The organism is Oxalicibacterium sp. (genome assembly GCF_035565035.1).
GTDB lineage: Bacteria > Pseudomonadota > Gammaproteobacteria > Burkholderiales > Burkholderiaceae_D > Oxalicibacterium.
This window is the reverse complement of the sequence record NZ_DATMTD010000078.1, coordinates 1-6384: the sequence shown is the minus strand read 5'-3', so window position 1 is coordinate 6384 and position 6384 is coordinate 1. Positions and strand designations below refer to the sequence as shown.

General features: G+C 56.5%; 5 protein-coding genes and 1 tRNA gene. 1 reads left to right on the top strand and 5 read right to left on the bottom strand.

All coding sequences use genetic code 11. From position 1 onward, the window contains the following. Nucleotides 1–3: 3 nt before the first annotated feature. From VN114_RS07175 to VN114_RS07155, 5 genes are all read right to left on the bottom strand, one after another. A tRNA-Val gene (locus VN114_RS07175) sits at nucleotides 4–80 on the bottom strand. A gap of 115 nt (nucleotides 81–195) precedes the next feature. Continuing rightward, nucleotides 196–2481, bottom strand: coding sequence for a bifunctional (p)ppGpp synthetase/guanosine-3',5'-bis(diphosphate) 3'-pyrophosphohydrolase (locus tag VN114_RS07170; protein ID WP_325513435.1), 2286 nt, complete (start codon nucleotides 2479–2481; stop codon nucleotides 196–198). After that, nucleotides 2482–2844: a RidA family protein gene (locus tag VN114_RS07165; protein WP_325513433.1), complete on the bottom strand. Its 363-nt coding sequence runs from the start codon at nucleotides 2842–2844 to the stop codon at nucleotides 2482–2484. A gap of 27 nt (nucleotides 2845–2871) precedes the next feature. Continuing rightward, entirely contained in the window at nucleotides 2872–3738 is an 867-nt protein-coding gene (locus tag VN114_RS07160; protein ID WP_325513431.1) for an alpha/beta hydrolase, read from the bottom strand. 31 nt (nucleotides 3739–3769) lie between these two features. Continuing rightward, the gene (locus VN114_RS07155) at nucleotides 3770–4546 is read right to left on the bottom strand and encodes an SDR family oxidoreductase (RefSeq protein WP_325513429.1); all 777 of its coding nucleotides are present in this window, start codon (nucleotides 4544–4546) and stop codon (nucleotides 3770–3772) included. A gap of 234 nt (nucleotides 4547–4780) precedes the next feature. Between VN114_RS07155 and VN114_RS07150 the strand changes: the two genes are divergently transcribed. Then, the coding region (locus VN114_RS07150) for an electron transfer flavoprotein-ubiquinone oxidoreductase (protein ID WP_414694203.1) at nucleotides 4781–6384 on the top strand (1604 nt) is incomplete at its 3' end.

Genomic DNA, 6384 nt, shown 5'->3' with positions numbered 1-6384 from the left:
CGTTGGTAGGCACGATTGGACTCGAACCAACGACCCCTACCATGTCAAGGTAGTGCTCTAACCAGCTGAGCTACGCGCCTAAAGAAGCGAAATTATAGCCATAAACTCCAGGCTTGCCTAGTGGGTTGTTTGAAATATTCGTCAACATCCATGTTTGGCAAAATCTCTCCGGATTTTCATTGCCGATATCACTCTCTAGTGGCGCTTCGCTTCCAGTACGCCATTGACGTCGCGAATCACATTCAGCGCCTTTAGCAACTGCGCGGTGGATCCTATTTCCGCCGTAAACGCCATGCGCGCCTGGCCTTTCGAACTTTGCGTACTGACGCCGATGACATTGATCTTTTCGCGCAGGAAGATATCGGAAATATCGCGCAGCAATCCCTGGCGATCACTCGCAAGAACAAAGATGTCGACCGGATAAACAGTCGCAGACGACTCGGCTTGCCCCCATGCGGTCTGGATCACGCGTTCCGGCGCTCGGCTGCGCATCTCGATGAAATTCTTGCAGCCGACGCGATGAATGGAAACACCCTTGCCACGCGTAACGAAACCGACAATCGGATCGGGCGGTGCCGGCTTGCAGCACCGCGCAAGCTGCGTCATCAAGCCGTCCGTGCCCACCACCAGCACGCCGGACTTGGCACCCTGCGCAACACTGGATGCGCGACTCTTGCGCGGAATGACTGCGTCTTCTTCCGCCAGCTTTGCCGCGTCGGCATCATCGCCGTGCAATGCATGTTCAATCGTGCGCAGACTGAACTCGTCCTTGCCGACAGCGAGAAACAGATCGTCCAGTTTGGCAAAGCCAAGTTTGTGCGCCAGCTCTTCCAGATTGACTGCCGTCTTGCCCTCGCGCTGCAACGTTTTTTCGACGAGTCCGCGGCCGTTGGTCAGTGTTTCCTGCTGATCGATCGCGTTGAACCATGCCCGTACCTTGGCGCGCGTTCGAGAACTGACGGCATATCCCGGCGACAACCAATCGCGCGACGGCCCGACTGTCCCTGTCACCGTGCTGGCGCCGCGTGCCGTGATGATTTCGACCGTCTGTCCGTTTTTCAGCACGGTGTTCAATGGCACCAACGCGCCATCGACACGCGCGCCACGGCAGCGATGTCCGACATCACTGTGCAGGTGATAGGCGAAGTCGATCGGCGTTGCGCCGTTCGGCAATTCGATCACACGCGCTTGCGGCGTCAGCACATAGATTCGATCGTCCAGCGTGGCCGACTTGAGTTTTTCCACCCAGTCGCGGTGCACATCCTCCTGGCCAACAACGGTATCGACGACCTCGCTTTTCCACGCCAGCAGCTGCCGCAGCCACGCAATTTTTTCGTCGTATTTTTGCGCAGAAAAATGAGAGTTACCCACTTCCTTATAACGCCAGTGCGCGGCCACACCGTACTCGGCAAAATCGTGCATGTCGTAAGTACGCACCTGCACTTCAAGCGGTCGACCATCTTCGGCGGTCACAACCGTGTGCAGCGACTGATAGCCGTTTACCTTGGGCCGTGAAATGTAGTCGTCGAATTCCGCGGGCATCGGCGTCCAGATGTTGTGGACGATGCCAAGCACCGCATAGCAGGTTTTCACATCTTCGACGATGACGCGAAATGCGCGCACGTCGTACAGATCCGAAAAATCGATGGCCTTGCCGCGCAATTTGTTCCAGATGCTGAAGATATGCTTGGGTCGTCCAAACACCTCTGCCTTGATGCCGGCAGCCGCCATTTCCGATTGCAGACGCTTGATCGAATTCTCGACAAATGCCTCACGTTCGACACGTTTTTCTTCCAGCATCGATGCAATGCGCTTGTAGGCTTCCGGTTCAAGAAAACGGAAGGACAAATCTTCCAGTTCCCATTTCAGTTGCCAAATTCCCAGACGATTGGCGAGCGGCGTGTACAAGTCGAAGGTTTCACGCGCGTATTGTTTTGCGCGTTCGTCTTGCCGTTTTTGGTCAGCGAAATAACGCAAGGTGGTCACACGCGTCCCGAGCCGCACCAGTACGGCGCGCATGTCGCTTGCCATTGCCAGCAACATTTTGCGCAGCACTTCAAGCTGCGCGGCCGCTTCCTGTGCGGCATTCTTGCCGCGTAGCGCCTCGTGCTGGACGAACGTCATTTCGTGCAGACGCATCAGCTGCCTGACGCCTGCGACCAGATCGGCGACCTCTTTGCCAAAACGCTCTTCTATTTTTTCCGCCGCTGCCGGATCAATCGCAGCGAGTTCAAACAGCAGTGCAGCAATACGGGTATCTGCATCCGTTTCCAGCTGGGCCAGCACGCTGGCCACGCTTTTCGCGAACGCATAGACGTCCTGCCCGCTTTCGAAAGCGTCCTGTCCGGCTGAAACGGTTTTGCCGCTGTAGATCGGCTCAACGAACGCCAGCGCATCCATTACGCGTGCAGCATCCTGCTCGCTCAGTCCCGAGCGCAGCAGTTCGCCTGTGTCACTGAGTGTTGTCGCCAGAGAAACCATTTAAAGCCCGGATGGATTGGTTGCTGCGGTAACGATGATTTCGACCAGTCGCTTCGGATCGGGGAATGCCGTGCCGACAGTTGCGCGCGGCGGCGTGTGTCCTTCCGGTACCCACGCATTCCATGCAGCGTTCATGCCATCGAAATTCCGAACGTCAGCGATGAATACCTGACAAAAAAGAATACGCGTTTTGTCGCTGCCCGCCTCGGCAAGCAGTCGGTCAATGTGTCCCAGCACTTCGCGCGTCTGCCCGTGAATGTCCTGAGTCGTGTCTTCGGCAATCTGCCCTGCCAGATAGACGGTGTCGTTATGAATGGCAACTTCGGAAAGTGTGTCGCCGATGTGCAAGCGTGTGATGTTCATGGTCGTCAATATGGGTACAAGCGTGCATCACGCAAGGAGGAAATTTTTCACCACGTCGATCTGCGCAGCATCAACAAGCGTGGGTGCGTGACCGACGCCGGGGATTTCAACAACACGAGCCTTCGGCCCTCGTTGTGTCATGGCCTGTGCGGACTCGCGGGACAGCAGATCCGATTCCTCACCACGTATCAGCAGCGTTGGACAGTTGATTGCATCGTATGCTGCCCACAGCATGGTTTCTGCCTGCTGTACGTTTTGCGGTGTCATCGCACGCAAGGTAACGCTCAACGCCGGGTCATAACGAAAAGTCCAGTTGCCATCGGCATCCTGACGCAAAACATCGGCGGCCAGTTTGCGCCATTGCATGTCGCTATGCTGGCCGAAAGACAGCGAAATCTGTCGCACGTATTCCGTCCCCTGCTCCAGCGTTGCGAATTTCACTGCATCGCCGACATATTCTCCAATGCGCGCCAGCGCTGGTGCGTTCAGTGCAGGGCCAATATCATTGAGTACCAGCCGATGAACCGGTGTCGCCGGCAACGATGCCAACGCCATGCCGATCAGGCCGCCCATCGATGTGCCGACCCAATGGACGTTTTCGACATTCAGCCTTGCAATCAGCGTGACCATGTCCGCCACATATTGCAACACCTGATAATGCAAGGGATCGCGCAGATGATCCGATCGGCCACGGCCGACGACATCAGGACAAATCACGCGGTAATCATTGCAAAGCGCTTCGGCCAACGCATCGAAATCATCGGAGACGCGCGTCAGTCCGTGCACGCAAACCAGCGTCACCGGATTCCCCGGATCGCCCCACTCCTTGTATGCCATCCGATGCAATCCTGCAGGCGACAGACATTGAACCGATTCAATACGAGCTTGCGCCATGATTTATTCCGATGATGCCGGCGTTACAAAATCAGTGCGCACTGATGCCGTCATCGGCATTCATGATTGCGCCATTGATGAAATGCGATTCTTCCGCTGCCAGCAAGAGCAGCAAGCCGTCCAGATCCTCCGGTTTGCCAATGCGCTTGCGCGGCAACATGCTCGTCAGTTGACGACCTTGTTCGCTGTTGAAATATTCTGCGTTCATCTCCGTGCCGATGTAGCCGGGGCAGATCGCGTTGACGTTGATGCCAAAGCGCCCCCACTCCACCGCCATCGACTTGGTCATGTGAATCACCGCAGCCTTGCTCATGCTGTACAGACCCAGTTCCGGCACGACGCGCTGGCCGGCTGCGGAGGCGATATTGATGATGCGATGCTGCTTGCGCGGGTCTCCCTTGTGACGGGCGATCATCCGCTTTGCGACTTCCTGGGCCACGAAGAAAGCGCCGCGTTGATTGGTATCCATCACGTAGGCATAGTCTTCCGGCGTCACATCGACAAGACGTTCGCTCGTCGATACACCTGCATTGTTGACCAGAATGTCGATCGCGCCTGCTTCCGTTTCCGCATGTGCCACTGCCGATTTGATGCTGGCGTAATCGGTCACATCCAGTGCCACGACATGCGCTGCGCCGCCTTCGGCCTCGATCTCCGCGCGCAATTCCTTCAGGTGATCGATGCGGCGCGACGCCAGCACAACCTGCGCACCGGCCATCGCCAGAATCTTTGCAAACCGTGCGCCGAGTCCGCTGGACGCTCCGGTCACCAGCGCAACCTTGCCTTCGAAATTGACTTCTATGCCCACAAACACTCCCAATATCGATGTGCATCGGGCAAAACCGATGCTGGAAGCGTTATGATTACACGAAAGCGCAGCGAGGAAACATTTACTCCGCGCATTCCGCTCCCCACAAATATGTACCGAGGGGCAAAAACATCGGACAATTCCGACCTTGCCCGAAAATAACAGCGACGATTCAGCTCCATGACCATTACCCCAGATAACAGCCTGCTGGCGCAATACGGACCGCGTGACACGATGGATTACGACGTCGTCATCGTCGGTGGCGGCCCGGCCGGTCTGGCTGCAGCCATTCGGCTCAAGCAGCTTGCCGCACAAAAGGAACAGGAAGTTTCCGTCTGCATTCTCGAAAAAGGCGGAGAACTCGGTGCACACATCCTGTCCGGTGCCGTGATGGATCCGCAGGCATTGACGGAATTGATTCCGAACTGGAAAGAACTTGGCGCACCGCTGCATACGCCTGTCAGTGAAGATCGTTTTCTGTTCCTCAGCAAAGACAAGGCGTTCAGGACCCCCAATTTCATGCTGCCGGGCTGTCTGCAAAATCACGGTAACTACGTTGTCTCGCTCGCCAATGTCGTGCGCTGGCTCGGTCAGCAGGCGGAAGCACTTGGTGTGGAAGTTTTCCCCGGATTTCCTGCGGCAGAAATCCTCTACAACGATGACGGTTCGGTCAAAGGCGTTGCAACCGGCAACATGGGTGTTGGCCGTGACGGTCAGCCCACCGATGCTTTCCAGCTCGGCATGGAATTGCACGCGAAATACACCTTCTTTTCCGAAGGCGCGCGCGGTCATCTTGGCCGTCAGTTACTGGAGAAATTTGACCTCGCCAAAGACAAGGCACCGCAAACCTATGCCCTCGGCATCAAGGAACTGTGGGAAATCGATCCGGCGCTGCATCAGCCCGGCCTGGTGATCCACACTGCAGGATGGCCATTGCAAAACGACACCTACGGCGGTTCGTTTCTCTATCATCTGGAAAACAATCAAGTCGCTGTCGGCTATGTCGTCGGTCTCGGCTATGCGAATCCTTATTTGTCGCCCTTCGAGGAATTCCAGCGTTACAAGACGCATCCGGCAATCAGTCGTTTCTTCAAAGGCGGCAAGCGCATCTCGTACGGTGCGCGCGCCATTACGGCAGGTGGCCTGCAATCGTTGCCGAAACTGGTTTTCCCTGGTGGCGCACTGATCGGCTGCGATGCCGGCTTCCTCAATGCCAGTCGCATCAAGGGCAGTCATGCCGCAATCAAGAGCGGAATGATGGCGGCCGATGCTGCCTTTGCTGCGCTCGGCGACGGACGCCGGCAGGACGAACTGGTCGATTATCCTTCGGCCTTCGAGCAATCGTGGCTGCACGAAGAATTGCACGTTGCACGTAACTTCAAGCCATGGATGAGCAAAGGCTTGTATGTCGGCACACTGATGTTCGGCATCGATCAGATTCTCTTCCGCGGCAAGGCGCCGTGGACGTTGCGTAACACGCGTGCGGATCACACCTGCCTGCGTCCCGCATCGGAATGCGAACCGATTGTCTATCCCAAGCCGGATAACAAATTGACGTTCGATCGTTTGTCATCGGTTTTCATCTCGAATACCAATCATGCGGAAAATCAGCCAATTCATCTGACGCTCAAGGATCCCGCTGTGCCGGTGCGGGTGAATCTGGCCGAATATGCCGGTCCGGAAGCACGCTATTGCCCGGCTGCGGTCTATGAGTTCGTGAAGGATGAAGCGGGACAGGATCGCCTGCAAATCAATGCGCAGAACTGCGTGCATTGCAAAACCTGTGACATCAAGGATCCGACCCAGAATATCGTATGGGTCACGCCGGAAGGCGGCGG